This window comes from Salinilacustrithrix flava (genome assembly GCF_041228405.1).
GTDB classification, from domain to species: domain Bacteria; phylum Actinomycetota; class Acidimicrobiia; order Acidimicrobiales; family Salinilacustritrichaceae; genus Salinilacustrithrix; species Salinilacustrithrix flava.
Genome location: NZ_CP133888.1, coordinates 3155227 through 3172185 on the forward strand (window position 1 = coordinate 3155227; position 16959 = coordinate 3172185).

General features: G+C 71.9%; 18 protein-coding genes and 1 tRNA gene. 8 read left to right on the forward strand and 11 right to left on the reverse strand.

All coding sequences use genetic code 11. The features are described from left to right. Positions 1-13 precede the first annotated feature (13 nt). A complete protein-coding gene (locus tag RGQ06_RS15460; protein ID WP_432429607.1) occupies positions 14-859 on the reverse strand; it encodes an alpha/beta fold hydrolase in 846 nt (281 codons plus the stop codon). Positions 860-1013: 154 nt separating this feature from the next. On the opposite strand from RGQ06_RS15460, the gene RGQ06_RS15465 reads away from it, so the two are divergent. Together RGQ06_RS15465 and RGQ06_RS15470 are read left to right on the forward strand one after the other, a co-directional pair. Beyond that, on the forward strand, positions 1014-1637 hold the full coding sequence (locus tag RGQ06_RS15465; protein ID WP_432429576.1) for a TetR/AcrR family transcriptional regulator: 624 nt from the start codon (positions 1014-1016) through the stop codon (positions 1635-1637). A gap of 45 nt (positions 1638-1682) precedes the next feature. Further along, positions 1683-2627 (forward strand): DUF4349 domain-containing protein, encoded by a 945-nt coding sequence (locus RGQ06_RS15470; RefSeq protein ID WP_432429575.1) that lies wholly within the window; start codon positions 1683-1685, stop codon positions 2625-2627. On the opposite strand, the gene RGQ06_RS15475 is transcribed toward RGQ06_RS15470, so the two are convergent. Together RGQ06_RS15475 and RGQ06_RS15480 are read right to left on the reverse strand one after the other, a co-directional pair. Then, complete coding sequence (locus RGQ06_RS15475) at positions 2575-4047, reverse strand: MFS transporter (RefSeq protein ID WP_432429574.1); 1473 nt, start codon at positions 4045-4047, stop codon at positions 2575-2577. The genes RGQ06_RS15470 and RGQ06_RS15475 overlap by 53 nt on opposite strands. 36 nt (positions 4048-4083) lie before the next feature. Beyond that, a complete protein-coding gene (locus RGQ06_RS15480) occupies positions 4084-4515 on the reverse strand; it encodes a S26 family signal peptidase (protein WP_432429573.1) in 432 nt (143 codons plus the stop codon). Between the two features lie 28 nt (positions 4516-4543). Here RGQ06_RS15480 and sodN point away from each other — a divergent pair, with 28 nt between their 5' ends. Then, a complete protein-coding gene (gene sodN, locus RGQ06_RS15485) occupies positions 4544-4957 on the forward strand; it encodes a superoxide dismutase, Ni (protein ID WP_432429572.1) in 414 nt (137 codons plus the stop codon). Positions 4958-4984: 27 nt separating this feature from the next. On the opposite strand, the gene RGQ06_RS15490 is transcribed toward sodN, so the two are convergent. After that, positions 4985-6046: a D-alanine--D-alanine ligase family protein gene (locus RGQ06_RS15490; protein ID WP_432429571.1), complete on the reverse strand. Its 1062-nt coding sequence runs from the start codon at positions 6044-6046 to the stop codon at positions 4985-4987. Positions 6047-6086: 40 nt separating this feature from the next. On the opposite strand from RGQ06_RS15490, the gene RGQ06_RS15495 reads away from it, so the two are divergent. Beyond that, entirely contained in the window at positions 6087-7394 is a 1308-nt protein-coding gene (locus RGQ06_RS15495) for a UDP-N-acetylmuramoyl-tripeptide--D-alanyl-D-alanine ligase (protein WP_432429570.1), read from the forward strand. Here RGQ06_RS15495 and RGQ06_RS15500 read toward each other — a convergent pair whose 3' ends face one another. From RGQ06_RS15500 to RGQ06_RS15510, 3 genes are read right to left on the reverse strand one after another with little or no spacing between them, the layout of a single operon-like run. Then, entirely contained in the window at positions 7395-8159 is a 765-nt protein-coding gene (locus RGQ06_RS15500) for a DUF554 domain-containing protein (RefSeq protein WP_432429569.1), read from the reverse strand. A 46-nt stretch (positions 8160-8205) separates the two neighbouring features. Next, complete coding sequence (locus RGQ06_RS15505; RefSeq protein ID WP_432429568.1) at positions 8206-9444, reverse strand: amidohydrolase family protein; 1239 nt, start codon at positions 9442-9444, stop codon at positions 8206-8208. A 37-nt stretch (positions 9445-9481) separates the two neighbouring features. After that, the gene (locus RGQ06_RS15510; RefSeq protein WP_432429567.1) at positions 9482-10759 is read right to left on the reverse strand and encodes an MFS transporter; all 1278 of its coding nucleotides are present in this window, start codon (positions 10757-10759) and stop codon (positions 9482-9484) included. Between the two features lie 55 nt (positions 10760-10814). Here RGQ06_RS15510 and dinB point away from each other — a divergent pair, with 55 nt between their 5' ends. Together dinB and RGQ06_RS15520 are read left to right on the forward strand one after the other, a co-directional pair. Then, positions 10815-12038: a DNA polymerase IV gene (gene dinB, locus RGQ06_RS15515; protein ID WP_432429566.1), complete on the forward strand. Its 1224-nt coding sequence runs from the start codon at positions 10815-10817 to the stop codon at positions 12036-12038. A gap of 24 nt (positions 12039-12062) precedes the next feature. Further along, positions 12063-12983 (forward strand): D-isomer specific 2-hydroxyacid dehydrogenase family protein, encoded by a 921-nt coding sequence (locus tag RGQ06_RS15520; protein ID WP_432429565.1) that lies wholly within the window; start codon positions 12063-12065, stop codon positions 12981-12983. Between the two features lie 13 nt (positions 12984-12996). On the opposite strand, the gene RGQ06_RS15525 is transcribed toward RGQ06_RS15520, so the two are convergent. After that, a complete protein-coding gene (locus RGQ06_RS15525; protein WP_432429564.1) occupies positions 12997-13347 on the reverse strand; it encodes a hypothetical protein in 351 nt (116 codons plus the stop codon). Between the two features lie 30 nt (positions 13348-13377). Between RGQ06_RS15525 and RGQ06_RS15530 the strand changes: the two genes are divergently transcribed. Continuing rightward, entirely contained in the window at positions 13378-13749 is a 372-nt protein-coding gene (locus RGQ06_RS15530; RefSeq protein WP_432429606.1) for a VOC family protein, read from the forward strand. A gap of 23 nt (positions 13750-13772) precedes the next feature. Beyond that, positions 13773-13846: transfer RNA gene (locus tag RGQ06_RS15535), tRNA-Val, on the forward strand. Positions 13847-13886: 40 nt separating this feature from the next. On the opposite strand, the gene RGQ06_RS15540 is transcribed toward RGQ06_RS15535, so the two are convergent. From RGQ06_RS15540 to RGQ06_RS15550, 3 genes are all read right to left on the reverse strand, one after another. Beyond that, positions 13887-15047, reverse strand: a complete 1161-nt coding sequence (locus RGQ06_RS15540) for a hypothetical protein (RefSeq protein ID WP_432429563.1) — start codon at positions 15045-15047, stop codon at positions 13887-13889. Positions 15048-15053: 6 nt separating this feature from the next. Further along, a complete protein-coding gene (locus RGQ06_RS15545) occupies positions 15054-15533 on the reverse strand; it encodes a CarD family transcriptional regulator (RefSeq protein ID WP_432429562.1) in 480 nt (159 codons plus the stop codon). 100 nt (positions 15534-15633) lie between these two features. After that, the gene (locus RGQ06_RS15550) at positions 15634-16956 is read right to left on the reverse strand and encodes a neocarzinostatin apoprotein domain-containing protein (protein ID WP_432429561.1); all 1323 of its coding nucleotides are present in this window, start codon (positions 16954-16956) and stop codon (positions 15634-15636) included. Positions 16957-16959 lie beyond the last annotated feature (3 nt).

Here is a 16959-nt window from a genome sequence, read left to right on the forward strand (position 1 = left end):
CGACTCGCCGAGGTCAGGTCTCGTGTTCGAGCAGCAGGTCCCGGAACCCCTCCTCGGAGGTGTGGGACGGCTCGGAGGAGTCGAGGAAGCCCTCGAGCGCCTCGAGGAACGGCACGGGGGTCTCGAAGGGCACGAAGTGTCCGGCGCCGGGGACGACGACGAGCTCGCTTCCCGGCATGAGCTCGTGCGCGGCGTAGGCGTGCTCGACCGGGATGATCCGGTCCTGGTCGCCCCAGATGATGAGCGTGGGTACGCCGCTCGCGAGGTACAGGCGGTCGCGGGCACTCACGCGCTGGCCGCTGACGTCGACGACCGAGCGGATCGTGTGGATGAAGGCCATGCGGCCCCGGACCTCGGTGAGGCCCCGGTAGCTCCGCCAGATCTCCCGTCCCCGGACACCCATGCGCAACCGGCCGCGACCGACCTTGGCGGTGATCGCTTCGAGCAGGTCGGGGATGGCGCGATGCAGGATGATCGGCATGACCAGCTCGGCGCCGGGGAGGCTGACGGCCCGCAGCAGGATCGAGACCTCCTTGCCGAGACCGCCGCTCGACACCAGCACGAGGCGCTCGCACCGCTGCGGGAACTGGTAGGCGAACTGCAGGGCGATCCCGCCGCCGAGCGAGTGGCCGACGACGGTCGCGCGCTCGATGCCGAGGGCGACCATGAGGTCGCGCACGCCGCTGGCGAACGCGCCGAGCGAGTAGTCGCCACGCGGCTTGGCCGATTCGCCGTGGCCGAGCAGATCGGGAGCAAGGACGGTGTGCCGCTCGGCGAGCGCCGGCATCACCTCCCGCCAGGTCGTGGAGCTGCCGGTGACGCCGTGGAGGAGGACGACGGCAGGTCCCTGGCCCGCCATCCGGTAGCTCACGTGGTGCCCGTGGAGGTCGATGTGGCGGATCCCGAAGTCGTGCACGATCTGCTCCTGTGGTGGCGTCGCCTGCACGGTGTCAGGCCCGGTGATCGGGCGGAAGGGTCCTCGGCCCCTTCCTTCCTCCTTTACCATCCGGTAAGTGGCCGGTACACCGAGGATCTCGAGCACATCGAGCACCGGTGACCGGATCCTCGCAGCTGCGCTGCGCTCGTTCGGCTCGACCGGCATCGACGGCACGTCCCTCGACGCGCTCGCCCGGGACCTCGGCGTCACCAAGCAGGCGATCCTCTACTGGTACCCGTCGAAGGAGGCGCTGCTCGACGCGGTGATCGACTTCAGCGCCGTCGAGCTCCAGCGCCGCTTCGCCCGGGCGATCGAGACGCGGCCCGGGGAGACGAGCACGGGGTTCGAGCGGGTCGAGGCGGTCGTGCACGCCGCCTTCCGGCTGGCGGCTCGCCACCCTGCGATGCTCGGGCTGATGCGGGAGGTCAACCGCATCGGTCCGCCGACCTCGACCCGGTTGACGGAGTCCGTCACCCCGCTCCTCACCGCCGCAGCCGCCTGGTTGGGTGCCGAGATGGATGCCGGGCGCCTGCGCCGCCACGACCCCAAGCTGCTGGTGCTGATGGCGTACTCGTCGGTGACCGGCCTGGCCACGGAGGTCGAGGTGCTCCGGGCCCTGGGGGAGGAGCCGACGCTGGCCTCCCTGGTGCGCCGGCGCGACCAGCTGGTCGACCTGCTCCGCGACGCGCTGGTGCCCTGAGCGGGACCGGGGAACCGATCGGGTGGGTCGCAGCGTCTCAACGCCATGCACCTCCACCGGATCCTCGCTCCACTGCTCGTCCTGATCCTCGCGGTGGCGGGTTGCTCCGCCGGGCAGGACGACGACGCGTCCACCGCGTCCGACAGCACCGACGAGTACACCGGCGAGTTCTCCGGCGAAGACAGCGGCGAGATGGCCGCGGGCGGGGATGGCGACGATGTCGCGGCCGACGGCGCCAGCACGGGTGGTGGTCGGGTGGCCGACGTGGCCCAGGTCGATCTGGAGGCCGTGCCGATCGCGGCGGTGGACCGCAAGATCATCTACACCGGCACCGTCAGCTCGGTGGTCGAGGACGTGGCCGCCGCCGTGCGGGAGGTCCGCGATGCAGCGACGGTCGAAGGCGGGTACGTGTTCGCCCAGGACCTCGGGCCGGGCCAGGGGCGGGTGGTGCTGAAGGTGCCGGTCGACCGCTTCGACGCCGTGTTCGACGCGGTGGTGGCCGTCGGTGAGGTCGAGGCCCAGCACATCGAGGCCGAGGACGTCTCCGAGCGCTTCGTCGACCTCGAGAGCCGCCAGGCCACCCTCGCCACGAGCATCGACCGGATCCGGGGCTTCCTCGCCCAGACGACGAACGTCGACGAGATCAGCCGGCTCGAGTCCGAGCTCACCAACCGGGAGGCCGAGCACGACGTCATCGCCGGCCAGCTGCGGGTGCTGCGCGACCGCACGAGCTACGGCACGATCACCGCCGACCTGCGCCTCCAGGACCCCGACGCCGCCCTCCTGGCGGAGGGGGAAGGGTCCGAGGGCGGCCCGCCCGGGTTCGGCGAGGGGCTCTCCGCCGGCTGGGACGCGGTGACCACCGCGGCGAGCGCAGCTGCGACCGTGCTCGGGTTCGCCCTGCCCTTCGCCCCCGTCCTGCTGCTGGCCGGCGCGCTCACCTGGTGGTGGCGGCGTCGGCCGGCGACTGCGCCGCCGGCTGAGGCGTGACCGCATCGGCCCGGGCCTGGCGCCCGTCGATGCGTGCGGTGGCCGCCACCGCGACCAGGCCGAGCCCGAACGCGACGAGGTAGGCGACGCCGAAGGACTCCGGCGTCGGGTCGCCGGCGTACACGGCGGTGAGCACGGCGATGCCGGACGCGTTGCCGACGAGGCGGACCATGCGCTGGGTGGCCGACGCGATGCCGAGGTCGGCCTCGTCGACGGAGTTGGCCAGCACCGCGCCGAGCGACGGTCGGGCGATGCCGTTGCCCAGGCCCTGGGTGAGCAGCGCCGCGCCGATCAGCCACACCGCCTCCGTGGCCGCGCCGACGGCGAACACCGCCATCGCCGCCGCGAGGATGCTGTTGCCGAGCAGCGCACCGCTGCGCTCGCCGATGCGGGACCCGATCTGGCCACCGACCGGCGAGGACAGGCTGTAGCTGAGCGGGCGGATGAGCAGGAGCAGCGCGATGCCCGACGTCGTCCAGCCGAAGATGCCGCTCATGAGGAACGGCGTCATCACGAAGCCGCCCATGTAGGTCGCGCCGGCGAAGGACTGGGCGATGAGCGTGGCCGAGAAGTTCCGTCGCCCCAGCAGCTCGAGGGGCAGCAGCGGGTGCTCGACCCGTCGCTCGATGGCCACGAACGCGGCGACGGCGATCGGGGTGACGACGAGGCCGGCGACCACCGCGGGGTGCGCCCAGCCCCAGTCGGCGCTCTGGTTGAGCGCCAGCATCAGGCCGCCGGCACCGAAGCCGATGCTGGTGGCGCCGCCGATGTCGAACCTCGCACCGGCGTGCGCCGGTGGCGTCTCCTCCAGCACGAGCGTGGCCACGACGACCGGGATCACGGCGAGCCCGGCCTGCACGGCGAAGACCACCCGCCACCCGACGGCGTCCACGAGGGGCCCGCCGACGGCCAGGCCGATGGCGGGGGAGCCGGCGGCGACGAGCGACCACCAGCCCATCGCCTTCACCCGCTCCTCGGCGGGGAACGCCCGCATGATCAACGCCATCGACGTGGGCTGGGTGGCCGAGCCGATCACCTGGGTGATCGTCCGCAGCCCGATGAGGGCCAGAGCGCTCCACGCGAACGCGGTGACCCCGGCGACCAGCGTGGCCAGGGTGAACCCGGCGAGGAACACCTTGCGCTGGCCGCGCAGGTCGCCCATCTTGCCGAGCACCGGCAGGGCCACGGCCGAGGCCAGCATCGGGGCCGAGATGACCCAGGTGAGCAGAGCGTCGCTCTTGCCGAACTCGTCGGCGATGTCGGGCAGCGCGACGGTGAGGATCGTCACCGGGAACGTGGTGGCGAACATGCCGACCAGCGCGGTGGACAGCACCCAGCGTCGGTACGTCCCGCGTTCGCGCAGGCGGGCGACCAGACGCTGTCGGACGCCGGTGAGACCGGCGGGATCGTCCCTGGCCACCCGACGGAGGTTAGGAGACCAGGTCAGGCGGTCAGGTCAGGAGGTCGGCGGTTTGACCCGACCGACGACGATGCCCCGGATCGCATCGGCAGGCACCCGACCGTGGTGGCGGCTGTCGGTGGACAGCTCGCGCTGGTCGCCGACCGCCACCCAGCCGGGCCCGGCGGCGACCCGGTCGTCGCCGTCCTCCCAGGGCTCGCCGGGCTCGGCCACCAGGCGCTTGACGCCGATGAGGTCGTGCTCCCAGGGCAGCGCGATCACCGCGATGCGGCTGCGACGGGGCCGGAGGAACCGGCCCAGGATCGAGTCGGCCCGCACGGAGATGACGGTGTCCCGGGGCCGCAGCGTGGGGATCATCGACTCGCCGCGGACCAGGTGGCGCTCCAGCGAGGAGGCCGCCGCGACGCCGACCGCGACCCCCGTGGCGGCGCCGATCAGCGCCGCTAGGGTCCGGGCACGAGTGTCCATCCTCACCACTGACCCCCAAGGAGCTCCCATGAGCATTGTGTCCCGACTGCTCTCCGTCGCCGACCTCGATGATGCTGCCACGGCAGACGCCCACTGCGACCTCATGTGCGGCGTGTACAACCCCGCGCAGGCCCGCATCGAGGCCGAGTCCGTCCTCGAGACGATGAAGAAGTTCAACGCGTCGGACGACGACTACTTCAAGACCCGCTGCATCATCATCAAGGAGCAGCGCGCCCAGCTCGCCAAGGAGCACCTGTGGGTGCTGTGGACCGACTACTTCAAGCCGCCCCACGTCGAGCAGTTCCCCCAGCTCCACGACCTGTTCTGGCGGGCCACCAAGGCCGCCGGCGACGCCAAGAAGAGCAACGACGAGGCCGACGCCCAGAAGCTGCTCGACCTCATCGACGAGATCGCCGAGATCTTCGCCGAGACCAAGAAGTAGACCAAGAAGTCGAACGAGAAGGGGCGCTCAGCGCTCCGACTCGAAGCTCGAGCGACGCTCGTGGCGCTCCAGTGCGAGCGCCACGAGCTCATCGAGCAGGCGGCCGTAGCTGAGGCCGCTCGCCTCCCACAGCTTGGGGTACTGGGAGATGGGGGTGAACCCGGGGATCGTGTTGACCTCGTTCACGAGGGGTCCGCGACCGTCCTCCTCCCAGAAGAAGTCGACCCGCGCCATGCCCTCGCACCGCAGGGCGGCGAAGGTCCGCAGGGCGATGTCGCGCAGCTCGTCGCTCATCGGCGCCGAGATCGGTGCGGGGATCAGCAGCTCGGCACCGTCTTCGTACTTGTCGTCGTAGTCGTAGAAGTCGGCGCCCGGCCGCACCTCGCCGACCACCGAGGCGCGCGGCGTGAGGTTGCCGAGCACGCCGCACTCGAGCTCGCGGCCGACGATGTTCTCCTCGAAGACGAGCCACTCGTCGAAGCGGGACGCCTCGGCCACGGCGGCGGCCAGGTCCTCGACCTGGTGCACCTTGGAGATGCCGATCGAGGAGCCCATGTTCGCCGGCTTCACGAACATCGGGAAGCCGAGCCGGTCGGCGGCGAGGGCGAGCAGGTCGTCGTCGATCTCGTGGCGGCGAGCGGACATCCACGCGCCCTGGGGGATGTCGTGGGCCGACAGCAGCTCCTTGGCCGCCACCTTGTCCATGGAGACCGACGAGCTGAGGACACCGCTGCCGACGTAGGGCACGCTGGCCATCTCGAGCAGGCCCTGGATGGTGCCGTCCTCACCGAAGGGGCCGTGCAGCAGCGGCAGCGCCACCACGGGGATGTCTGCGCCACCGGGTGCGGCCGGCTGGGGCTGCAGAACGGTGACCGGTTCGACGGGCGTGCCGGTCACTGCCAGGGGATCGGGCAGCGGGCCTTGCGTCTGCAGCCAGGCGCCGTCGCGGGCGATGCCGACGGGAACCGTCTCGTAGCGGTCCGGGTCGAGGGCGCGCAGCACGTGCGTGGCGGTGGTGCAGCTCACCTCGTGCTCGGCCGAACGCCCCCCGAAGAGCACGACGAGCCGGACGCGATCGGGGAGGGCCATGGCGCGGGAGTGTAGGGAGCCGGCTGCCAGAATCCCGGGTGTGGAGCTCACCATCGACGAGGTCGCCGCCGCCGTCCGCGGGGAGGTGGTCGGGCCCCCCACGACGATCTCGGGCGCGTGCATCGACTCCCGGCTGGCCGGCCCGGGCCAGCTGTTCGTGCCCCTCGTCGCCGAGCGTGACGGCCACGACTTCATCCCCGCCGCCATCGAAGCCGGGGCAGCCGCGTGCCTGACGAGCCGTGAGCCCCTGGAGGGGACGACGGCGGTCCTGGTCGACGACACGATGCGGGCCCTGACCCGCCTGGGATCGGTGGCACGGGACCGCCTCCCCGAGGCCGTCACCGGCATCACCGGCTCGGTGGGGAAGACCTCGGTGAAGGACCTGCTCGCGGCCGCGCTGGCCACCACGTACCGGACCGCCGCCAGCGAGAAGAGCTTCAACAACGAGATCGGCGTGCCGCTCACGCTGGTCAACGCGCCGGACGGCACCGAGCGGGTCGTCCTCGAGATGGGTGCTCGGGGCATCGGCCACATCCGCACGCTGTGTGACGTCGCCCGCCCGACGGTCGCGATCGTGACGATGGTGGCCGAGGTCCACACCTCCGAGTACGAGCACGGTCTCGACGACGTGGCCCGGGCCAAGGGGGAGCTGGTCGAGGCGATCCCCGTCGACGGCCACGTCATCCTCAACGGCAGCGATGCCCGGGTGCGGGCCATGGCGTCTCGGACCGACGCCCGGGTGCTCACCTACGGCGTGTCCGGCGACGTGGTCGCCCAGCGCGTCGACGTCGACGAGCACCTCCGGCCCCGGTTCCGACTGTCGTCGCCGTGGGGCACGGTTGACGTGCAGCTGGCGGTCCACGGCGTGCACCAGGTGGGCAACGCCCTCGCCGCCGCCGCTGCCGCACTCGTGCAGGACGTCCCGCTGGAGGCGGTGGCGGAAGGCCTCGGGTCGGCTGCGCTGTCGCCGTGGCGGATGGAGCTCGGCCACGCCGCGTCGGGTGCCACCGTGCTCAACGACGCCTACAACTCGAACCCGACGGCCCTGGCCGCGGCGCTGCACTCGCTGGCCGCCCTCGATGCCGGCCGTCGCGTCGCCGTGCTCGGCGTCATGGCCGAGCTGGGCGACGGCAGCGACGAGCGCCACGCCGAGATGGGCGAGCTGGCCGAGGACCTCGGCATCGAGGTCGTCACCGTCGACTGCCCGGCCTACGGCGTCGGCACCGACGTGCCCACGGTGGAGGCCGCCGTCGACGCCCTCGGGTCCCTCGGCCCCGACCACGCCGTGCTCGTCAAGGCCAGCCGCTCCGCCGGCCTCGAGCGGGTCGCCACCCTGCTCCTCGGGTGATCAGCTCGCGAAGACGGCGACGAGCACGGGTGCGATGGCGAGCGCCGGTAGGAACGACCCGACCTTGACCTTCTTGAGGTCGAGCAGCCGCAGGCCGATGCCGAGGATCATCACGCCGCCTGTGGCCTCGATCTCGGCGACCATGCGATCGTCGAGGAGCGAGTCGCCCACCGTGGCCCCGAGCAGGGTGATCGCGCCTTGGAGCACGGCGATGCTCAGGGCGCTGAAGCCGACGCCCCAGCCGTAGACGGCGGCGAAGGGGACCGAGACGAGGCCGTCGAGCGTGGCCTTGACGATCAGCAGCTCGCTGTCGCCGCTGATGCCGTCCTGCAGGGAGCCCACGATCATCATCGCCCCGATGCCGAAGGTGAGGCTGGCGAGCAGGAAGCCGTCGACGAAGGAGCGGCTCTCACCGGGCTCCCGGTCGATCTGGAGCTCGTCGGGATCGCGCTCGACGTAGCTGGCGATGGCCGGCTCCGATGCGGCGGCCTCGACCAGCCGGCGGAGGCGCTCGCCCAGGGCCTCCAACCGGTCCTCGATGCGGATGAGCTCGCCGAGCACGCCGCCGGCGACGATGGCGACCACCGGGAACACGGCGTTGCGCGTCTCGAGGAAGCTGGCGATGCCGACGCCGAGCACGATGAGGCCGATGCCGTCGAGGACGGTCGAGCGGACCCGCTCGGGCATGCGCCCGTGGAGCAGCACGCCGACGCCGGTGCCGGCCAGCACCGTGATCACGTTGACGATGGTTCCGAGACCGCGCACCCGCCGAACGTAGCGACGCGCCGGCGCAACGCCAGCACTGCCAGCTTCAGGAGGCGTGGGCGAGCACCGGTGGGAGCCCGTTGCCCATGAGCTCGACGAAGTTGCGCCGGTAGAAGCGGTCGCGGTCGTCGTCGGACACGCCGGCGGCGTCGAGGCTGGCCTCGAAGCGCTCGACCGGGCGCCGGCCGCCCTCGACGTGGGGGAAGTCGGTGCTGAACAGCACGGTTTCGGGCCCGGCCTGCTCGATGATCCAGCCGACGTCCTCGGTGGGGTAGGGCGTGAACCGCATCTGCCGGGACACGTACTCCGACGGGCGCAGCGACAGCTGCTGGAGGCGCTCCTCGTGGCGGTGGAACGCGTCGAAGGCCGACTCCATCTGGCGCATCCAGCCCGGCATCCAGATCGCGCCCTGCTCGATGACGCCGACGCGCAGGTCGGGGAACCGCTCGAACACGCCGTCGAAGAGCATCGTGGCCAGCGTCTGGGCCGGCGGGCCGGGGATGCCCATGTAGTCGACGCAGCGGAAGTTCTCGTCGCCCCCGTGGAAGTCGGGCGGGATGGGCAGCCCGTTCTGGAAGTACATCGGGTCGATCAGCTCGCCGGTGCCGCCGACGTGGAACACGATCGGGATGCCGGCCTCCTGGGCGCGGGCCCACACCGGATCGAGCGAGCGGTGGCTGGGGGAGTGGGTGGCCGGGCAGCCCGACGGGATCAGCAGGGCCGCGGCGCCGAGGTGGAGGGCCTCGTCGGCCATGGCTGCAGCCCGGTCGAAGTCGGCGAGCGGGACGTACATCGTGGACAGGAGCCGCTCGTCGACCGAGCAGAACTCGGCCATGCCCCGGTTGTGGGCACGTGCGGTGCCGTAGGCCATGTCGAGGTCAGGTGCGCTGCCGTCGGACGGCCGCTCCCAGGCGAAGAGGCGGGAGTTGTGGAACGTGTTGAACACGAGCTGGCTCTGCACGCCGATCAGGTCCAGCGCTCGCACGCGGTCCTCAGGGATGAACGACCCGGTGGCGGCGAAGTTCTTGCGCAGCATGATCTCGTGCGCCTCCTCGGCCCGGTACTCCTCGGACGCGTGCTTGGCGGCGAGGCGATCGAACGCGGCGGTGAGGTCGGCGAGCTGCTCCTCGACGTCGCCGGTCTGGCGCAGCTCGTTGCCGCTCGTCAGGGGGAGGGGCTCGATGCGGTCGCGGATGGCCGGGTCGGCGTGGTCGCGCAGCCAGGTCGGCGTCTCCATGATGTGGGCGTCCGCGTCGTGGACGACCCGATCGGTGATGTACGGCATGCGATCCCCCCGGATGCGATGTGTCTCGCGAAGCGTGTCAGTGAGCGTAGGGCCGCTCGGTGCGGGTGTCGGCCCACCAACCGAGCCCGAGCGCGATGATCGCACCCGGGAACACCACCGTGGTGACCGAGGTGGCATCGATGAGCGGGCCGGCCACCAGGTTCCCCAGCGGCACCGTGCCACCGAAGGCCATCATCCACAGCGCCATCACACGCCCCCGCTCGTTGCCCGCGAGGTGCAGCTGCAGCACGGTGGACAGCGCGGTGACGGTGGCGAAGTAGCAGAAGCCGACCACGACGATGACGACGAAGGCCGGGGCAGGCATCCGCAGCCACGAGAAGACGGCGAGCGACAGGCCGAAGGAGATCATGCCGACCCGCACCAATGTCTCCTTGGGCGTCTGGGCGAAGACGGTGCCCACCGACAGGGCGCCGAGCATTGCGCCGAGGCCGAAGCAGGCGTACAGCCAGCCGTACGCGGTGGAGCGGGCCGCGATGTCGAGGTTGCGGTCGGCGAGCACCGGCATCTGGCCGATGAAGGGCAGGCACAGGAAGGAGAAGACCACCATCGTCACCAGGCACCGGCCGACGGGGAACCGGTTGCGTGCGATGCGGAACCCGAGGGCCAGGCGGTGCAGGCGCGACTCGTCCGCACCGCTCGCCTCCACGTCGGGCAGGCGCACGGACAGGAGGGCGCCGATGACGAACAGGTACGTGATGGCGTTGAGCGAGAAGACCCATGCGGCGCCGTACTGCGCGAAGAGCATGCCGCCGATGGCCGGGCCGATCACCCGGGACCCGTTCATCTGGGCCGAGTTGAGCGAGATGGCGCCGGCCAGGTTGCCCGGTCCGACGAGGTCGGGGAGCACGGCGGAGTACGTGGGGCCGAACACGGACTGGCCCACGCCCATGCAGAACACGATGCCGACGATCCACGCCTTGCTCGGGTCGTCGGCCCGGACGACGCTGGCGAGTGCGAGGGCGAGCAGGCCCTGCGTGGCGGAGATCGTGATGAGGAGGCGGCGCCGGTCAAAGGTGTCGGCGAACATGCCGCCGACGATGGAGAACAGCAGCATCGGTCCGAGCTGGGCGAAGAGCACGATGCCGACGAAGGACGAGGAACCGGTGAGGTCGTAGGCGAGCGCGCCCAGGACCACGTTCTGCATCCAGGTGCCGATGTTGGAGAGGAACGCGCCCGTGTAGACCCGCCGGAACGTGTCCTGGCGCAGGACCGCCATGGCCGTGCCCTCTCGGGCAGGCCGTCTGGAGCCCCCCTCCTGGCCGTCGTCGCTCGTGGTCTCGTCGACGGCGGTCACCGCACCAGTCTGCCGCTCCGGTGGATCCTTGACCAACGGGTCAAGAGGGGTGAACATGTGTTCGGTGACTGCTCCCGGGATCCTCCACGCCGACCTCGACTGCTTCTACGCCGCGGTCGAGCAGCGCGACGATCCACGGCTGCGGGGCAAGCCGGTGATCGTGGGCGAGGGTGTGGTCCTCACGGCGACCTACGAGGCACGGGTGCACGGGGTCCGCACCTCCATGCCGGTGTCGCGGGCCCGGTCCCTGTGCCCGTCGGCGATCGTGGTCCCGTCCCGGATGTCGGCCTACACCGAGGCGAGCCGGGCCGTGTTCGCGATCTTCCGGGAGACCACCCCGCTCGTGGAGGGGCTGTCGGTGGACGAGGCCTTCCTCGACGTGAACGGTCTTCGCCGCCTCGTGGGTGAGCCGGTCGAGATCGCTCGCGAGCTGCGCCGGCGGGTGCGCGACGAGGTCGGGCTCCCGATCAGCGTCGGCGTCGCCCGCACCAAGTTCCTGGCCAAGGTGGCCAGCGCCGTGTCGAAGCCCGACGGGCTCCTCGTCGTCGAGCCCGACGGCGAGCTCGCGTTCCTGCACCCCCTGGACGTCCGTCGGTTGTGGGGCGTCGGCCCGGTGACCGCCGGCAAGCTGGAGGAGCGGGGCCTGCGCACCGTCGGCGACGTCGCCGACGTGCCCGAGGCCGCGCTCGTGGCCATGCTCGGCCCCGCCGCCGGGCGCCACCTCCACGCCCTGGCCCGCAACGTCGATCCCCGCTCGGTCGCGCCGGGCACGCGTCGCAGCTCGATCGGCGCGCAACGGGCCCTCGGCCTGGCAGGCGGTCGACGGCCGCGGTCACGCGCCGAGCTCGACGCCACCCTGCTCGCCCTGGTCGAGCGGGTCACCGAGCGCCTCCGAGGGGGCCGACGCGTCGGTCGCACCGTCACGCTGCGCCTGCGCCACGCCGACCTCAGCCGGGAGACCAGGTCCCGCACCCTGCCGGTCGCCACCGATCGCACTGACCTCGTGCTCGTCGCCGCCCGGGACCTGCTCGACGCCCGCTGGCCGCACCTGCGCGAGGCCGGGTGCTCCCTCATCGGCGTCACCGTCTCGGACCTCGCCCCCGCCGATGCCGTGCAGCTGACCCTCGACCTCGACGGCCACGACCGTCGCACCCTCGACCACACGCTCGATGCGGTGCGGGACCGCTTCGGCGGTGCCGCCGTCACCCGCGCCTCCCTGCTCGGCCAGGGCCGCGGCGCCCAGGTCCCGATCCTGCCGGACCCCGTGCCCGACCGCTGACCCGGGAGCGTCAAGATGGTCGGCATGGCAACCGACGCCGCCCGCATCCTCGTCCTGCCCGCCGGCGGTCGTCCGTGGCTGGCCGATGCCGTCCGCGCCGGGGGCGCCGAGCCGGTCACCGAGGGGCGTGCGAGTGCGGTCGTGTGGACCGACCCGAAGGACCCGGCGGGTCTGCGCCGGCTGCTGGACGAGCAGCCCGACATCGACTGGGTGCAGCTGCCGTGGGCGGGCATCGAGCCCTACGTCGACGTGCTCGACCACGACCGGCGCTGGACGTGCGGGAAGGGCGTCTACGCCGACCCCGTCGCCGAGCAGGCGCTCATGCTCGCCCTCGCCGGCCTCCGCGGGATGGGTACCTACGCCCGGGCCACGACGTGGGAGGGCCCGATCGGGCGCAACCTGCTCGGCGCCCGCGTGGTGGTCGTCGGCGGCGGTGGGATCAGCGAGTCGCTGGTGCGCCTACTCGAGCCGTTCGGCTGCGAGATCGTGGTCGTGCGCCGCACCGAGCAGCCCTTCCCGGGCGCGACCCGCACGGTCACGCAGCAGCACCTCGACGACGAGCTCCCCGATGCCGACCTGGTCGTGCTCGCCGTGGCGCTCACCCCGGAGACCGAGGGCCTCTTCGACGCTCGACGCCTCCGGCTACTGCCATCCCACGCCTGGATCGTGAACGTGGCCCGCGGCCGCCACATCGTCACCGACGACCTCGTCGAGGTCCTGGCCGAGGGCGCCATCGGCGGGGCCGGGCTCGACGTCGTCGACCCCGAGCCGCTGCCCGACGGCCACCCGCTCTGGACGCTGCCGAACTGCTTCATCACGCCCCACGTGGGGAACACGCCGGAGATGGCCGTGCCGCTGCTCTCGGCGCGGGTGCGGGAGAACGTGCGGCGCTACCTGGCGGGGGAGGAGCTCCTCGGCCCCGTCGACGTCGACGCCGGCTACTGACGGCTACTGACGACTACTGGGACCGGTCCTGGCCCGGGGAGAACAGGTGGGTCAGGCGCTGGAAGGGCTCCTGCATGGCGCGCAGCTGCTCGGCGGTGGAGGCCAGGCGGTCGACCGTGGTCTCGATGTCCTGGAGCTGGACGAGCATCGCCTCGACCTGGACCCGCTGGGCCTCGAGCTGGCGGCGGATGGCGCTGAGCTGGTCGCCGGACGGGGAGAACGTGTCGACCAGGTCCCGCATGAGCTTCATCTGCTCGCTCGGCATCACCCGCCCGAGCTGCTGCTGGAGCGAGGAGAGCTGGTCCCCGGACAGCCCGAGGCGTCCGAGCACCTGGGCAAGCGGGTTCGAGGCATCGTCAGCCATGGGTGGACCGTACCGTGGCACGCTGTGGCCGTGCCCGTGATCGGCTTCGACCACCTCGTGCTCAACGTCGCCGACGTCCGGCGCTCCCTCGACTTCTACGTCGGCACCCTCGGGCTGACACCCGAGCGGGTGGAGGAGTGGGAGGCGGGCGAGGTCTTCTTCCCCAGCGTGCGCGTCGACGCCACCACGGTCATCGACATCATGCAGCTGGAGCGGTCCGGGCAGAACGTGGACCACCTCTGCCTCGTCGTCGACGACGACGTCAACGAGCTGGCGGCGCGCGGCGACCTGGTCATCGAAGACGGACCCGGGGACCGATGGGGAGCCCAGGGCATCGCCCGCTCGATCTACCTGCGGGACCCCGACGGCAACCTCGTCGAGCTCCGTCGCTACCCGCGCTGAGTGCTACAGTCTCCCGCTCCTACGGGCGTATAGCTCAGCTGGCTAGAGCGCACGCTTCACACGCGTGAGGTCACAGGTTCAAGTCCTGTTACGCCCACGTCGAGGCCCCTTCGGGGGCCTCGGTCGCGTCCGGGGGCCTACTCCGGGACCGAGCCGAACGCGGCGGTGGGGTACAGCTCGGTGGCGGCGATCTGGGCGGGGTCGACGTTGGCCAGCAGGTCGATCTCGGCCGGCGTCGGCACGCCCGGGTCGAGGCGCTCGACGAAGGTGTCGTAGCCGCCGATGATGCGTCCGTCCGCGGCCCGGTACACGGCGGTCACCCCGACGTCGGTGAGCGGCTCCTCGAAGTCCGACTGGATGAGGAAGGTGGTGCGGACCCCGCTGAACTCGGCCTCGTTCGTCTGCACCTCGGTGATCGAGAAGCCACCCTCCATCGGGCCCGTCTCGCGCCAGCGGGCCACCTCGACCTGCACGTCCATGCCGGCGACCGGCACGGTCGGCGCGTCGAAGAAGAGCGCGGCGACGGCAACGGACTGGCCGGGGAGGACGACCTCCACGAAGCCGTCGTCGGCGCCGAGTGGGGCGCCGGCCTCGTCGAGGAAGGTGGCCGACACCTGCACGCCCTGGGCGAGCCAGTCGTCGTGCGGGTTCTGCACGATGATGGCGAACGTGCCCTCCCGGCGGGACTCGTCGAAGCGATCGGGGACGACGGTGATCCCCTGGTCGGCGACCTGCAGCCCGGAGTCGGGTCCCGGCGGCAGGGTGACGTCGGAGGTGAGGTCCTCCAGGCTCGGCGTGTCCTCGTCCAGGACCGACGACCCGTCGTCGCCGAGGTCGAGCAGGTCGCCCGACGCGGTGTCGTCACCCGCCGAGCTCGTGATCAGCGCCCGGCCGCCGACGAAGGCGAGGGCGGCGACGGCCACGACCACCACCACGGCGATGAGCGGGGACCAGTTCCGCTTGGGCTCGACCGCCTCGTCGCGCTCCTCCCCGGCCCACCGGTCCAGGAGGCGCTCGGCCTCCGGGTCGGCGCCGTGCTCGGTGAAGGGGTCCGCGCCATCGACGAGGTCCTCGGCGTGGGCGAGCGGGGCACCCGCCGCCAGCATCGCAGCGAAGGGATCCTCGTCCGGGTCCTCGACCTCGGTCTCTGCCTCGGTCCCGGGCCTGGTCTCTGTCTCAGACTCGGTCTCCTGCTGGCGCATGCGTCGCGCCGCCTGCAGCTGCTCGGCGCGGGAGCGGAGCCGGGCGATGGTCTCGTCCGACGGGCCGGTCGCCTCCGTCTCGTCGTCGCCCGCCATCAGCCGCTACGAGAGGGTGGTCTCCAACCGCGCCAATGCATCCTCCTCCTCGATGTCCAGCGCGAACGCGAGCTCGGACACCAGGACCTGGCGGGCCTTGACGAACATGGACTTCTCGCCGGCGGAAAGGCCCTTGTCGGCCTCGCGCAGCGCCAGGTTCCGCACGACCTCGGCGACCTGGTAGACGTCGCCGGACTTCAGCTTCTCCTGGTGGTTCTTGAACCGCCGCGACCAGTTGGTGGGCTCGCGGACGTCCTTCTTGGCCAGCACCTCGAAGACGTCCTCGACGTCCTCGTCCGAGATCGGGTAGCGCATGCCGATCTCCTCGGCGCGGTCGGAGGGCACCTTCAAGGTGAGCTCGCCGTGCGTCATGCGCAGGACGAAGAACTCCTTCTCCTCCCCGAAGCTCTCCATCACCTCGGTCTTCTCGATGACGGCGGCCCCGTGGTGGGGGTACACGACCTTGTCGCCGACCTTGAACGTCACGCTGGCACTCCTAGAAAGCCGTCGCCGGGAGGCGGAACCGAGTTGCGGATCCTATTGGGTGGTCGCCGGAGACCAGCCACCAGCCATGTCATCAGCGGTCTCAGGCCTCGACCACGACCTCGACCGGCAGCGGCGCCAGCGGGGGTGGTGCGTCGGGTGCGGGCTCGGTCCAGACCTGGGCCGCGAGCCGGCACGGCTCCCCGATGCACGGGTTGCCCTCCAGGGCGTTGGGGACGGTGAGACGGGCCTGGATCCCGCCGAAGACCCAGTCGAGCTCGACCATGGCGCCGTTGCACGCGGTCGGTCCGCACAGCAGCAGCTCGAGCCCGCTGTTGGGTCCGACCTCGGGCACGAAGACCTCGACGTGGTCGCCGGGCCGGTACGGGCCCTCGGACCGGACCTCCAGCACGGGACGGTCCCGATCGATGGGACCGTCGGTGAAGGACAGATCGATCATCGGGACGGCTCGCCCGGCCACCGCCTCGCCCCAGACCTGCAGGTCGCAGGCCACGGCGGCGCAGTCGATGTCCTGCCCGGTGGTCGCGGCATCCCACACCGGCGCCGCGAAGACGCGCCACAGCCGGACCTCGAAGGTCGCGCTCCCGTCGTCGCCGACGATGCCGTTCGACGGGGCGTCGGTGCAGAAGCCGCCATCCGCGGTGCAGACGGCGGCTCCGACGCCGGTGCCCGGGCGGAGCCCGTCCACCATGACGGTGACCGTCTCGCCGTCGTCGAAGGGCCCGTCGCCGACGAGCGCGGCCGTCGGCGGATCGGGCAGGGGAGCGGACGGGTCGAAGTCGACCAGCACGCCACCGGACTGGTCGTAGTCGGAGAGCATCCCCATGCCGATGAGGCACCGCTGAGCCTCGGACGCGCAGTCGATCTCCTGGCCGTCGAGCACGACCAGGCGTCGGACCTCGAACCCGACCGTGGCCACGCCGTCGGCGTCGGCCGTCGTCTGCGCGAAGCGGCCGATGTTGCAGGCGTCGACGCCGCGGGCACCGTGGTCCTGGCCCGCCTCCCTGGTGCACATGACGACCCCGACGGACTCCCCGGGTGGGAAGCCGGTGCCGGTGACCTGGACGGTCTGGCCGTCGACCAGGCCGTCGGCGGGCTCGGCCTTCACGGGCAGGCCGACGGACGCCTTGCCGTCGTCGGGTGCGCCGAGGGCGAGCGGCGCCGGGAAGGGCGCGGGGACGGACGCGTCGTCGCGCCCGTCGGCATCGGGCTCGGTGGTGGTGGTGGTCGCGTCCTCGTCGACGGCGACCTCGGCGTCCTCGGCCGGGACGATCAGCAGCACCGCCGCGGCGAGCGCGGCGACCACGGCGAGGGCACCCAGCACGGCCCGGCTGCGCGGTGCCTCGTCCCCGATGGTGGCACCGGCCGGTGCGAGATCGATGACCTGCTCGGCGTCGTTCGTCATGTC

Excerpts from the sequence above, each read along its gene's own strand:
- RGQ06_RS15460 (WP_432429607.1), bottom strand. The coding sequence starts at position 859 with ATGGCGGGCCAGGGACCTGCCGTCGTCCTCCTCCACGGCGTCACCGGC.
- RGQ06_RS15470 (WP_432429575.1), top strand. The coding sequence starts at position 1,683 with ATGCACCTCCACCGGATCCTCGCTCCACTGCTCGTCCTGATCCTCGCG.
- RGQ06_RS15480 (WP_432429573.1), bottom strand. The coding sequence starts at position 4,515 with ATGGACACTCGTGCCCGGACCCTAGCGGCGCTGATCGGCGCCGCCACG.
- sodN (WP_432429572.1), top strand. The coding sequence starts at position 4,544 with ATGAGCATTGTGTCCCGACTGCTCTCCGTCGCCGACCTCGATGATGCT.
- RGQ06_RS15490 (WP_432429571.1), bottom strand. The coding sequence starts at position 6,046 with ATGGCCCTCCCCGATCGCGTCCGGCTCGTCGTGCTCTTCGGGGGGCGT.
- RGQ06_RS15505 (WP_432429568.1), bottom strand. The coding sequence starts at position 9,444 with ATGCCGTACATCACCGATCGGGTCGTCCACGACGCGGACGCCCACATC.
- dinB (WP_432429566.1), top strand. The coding sequence starts at position 10,815 with ATGTGTTCGGTGACTGCTCCCGGGATCCTCCACGCCGACCTCGACTGC.
- RGQ06_RS15520 (WP_432429565.1), top strand. The coding sequence starts at position 12,063 with ATGGCAACCGACGCCGCCCGCATCCTCGTCCTGCCCGCCGGCGGTCGT.
- RGQ06_RS15525 (WP_432429564.1), bottom strand. The coding sequence starts at position 13,347 with ATGGCTGACGATGCCTCGAACCCGCTTGCCCAGGTGCTCGGACGCCTC.
- RGQ06_RS15540 (WP_432429563.1), bottom strand. The coding sequence starts at position 15,047 with ATGGCGGGCGACGACGAGACGGAGGCGACCGGCCCGTCGGACGAGACC.
- RGQ06_RS15550 (WP_432429561.1), bottom strand. The coding sequence starts at position 16,956 with ATGACGAACGACGCCGAGCAGGTCATCGATCTCGCACCGGCCGGTGCC.